1 protein-coding gene is annotated in these 678 nt (G+C 54.4%); it reads left to right on the top strand.

Annotated elements, in window-relative coordinates; translation table 11 throughout:
* Window positions 1-678: MBL fold metallo-hydrolase RNA specificity domain-containing protein (locus tag MDHKLMBL_RS20685; protein WP_274540929.1), on the top strand; the 678-nt coding region annotated here is incomplete at its 5' end.

Raw genomic sequence — 678 nt, 5'->3', positions numbered from 1 at the left:
AACGAAACGGTCGACAAAGGGGGCAATATACTGATTCCGGCCTTTGCCGTGGGCAGAGCGCAGGTCTTGCAACATATGCTCACCGACCTGATGAAGGCGGGACGAATTCCAAGGTTGCCAGTTTATCTGGATAGCCCCATGGCGATTGATGTTTCTGAGATTTACTGCCGCTACGAAGATCAGCATCGGTTGAGCAGTTCAGAATGCCACGAAATGTGCAGCACCGTTCATTATAGCCGCAGCGTCCAGGACTCCAAGGCGCTGGCTGATCAGGCCTACCCGCACGTAATTATTGCAGGCAGCGGTATGGCAACGGGCGGTCGCATTCTTCATCACTTCAAGCGTCTCCTCGGCCAGCACCGTACAACCGTTATCTTTGCCGGTTATCAGGCAGGGGGGACACGAGGCGCCAAAATGGTTGATGGAGCGGAAAGGATCAAGATCCACGGCGACTGGATTCCGGTCAAGGCCCGGCTGGAGGTGTTGAGTGGGCTTTCCGGACATGGAGATTTCACAGAGATTGAACAGTGGCTGGCTCAAAGTGACTTAGCCCCCGAAACGCCGATCAACTTGATTCATGGAGACCCTGATGCGCTGGAGGCCATGAAGGATCACTTGCGTCAGAACACCCGGTTTGAGGTGGATGTGGCAGGCTACCAATCCATTTTGCGTCTTTGA

This window comes from Marinobacter flavimaris (assembly GCF_002933295.1).
GTDB classification, from domain to species: domain Bacteria; phylum Pseudomonadota; class Gammaproteobacteria; order Pseudomonadales; family Oleiphilaceae; genus Marinobacter; species Marinobacter flavimaris.
This window is presented reverse-complemented; position numbering and strand designations above follow the sequence as displayed.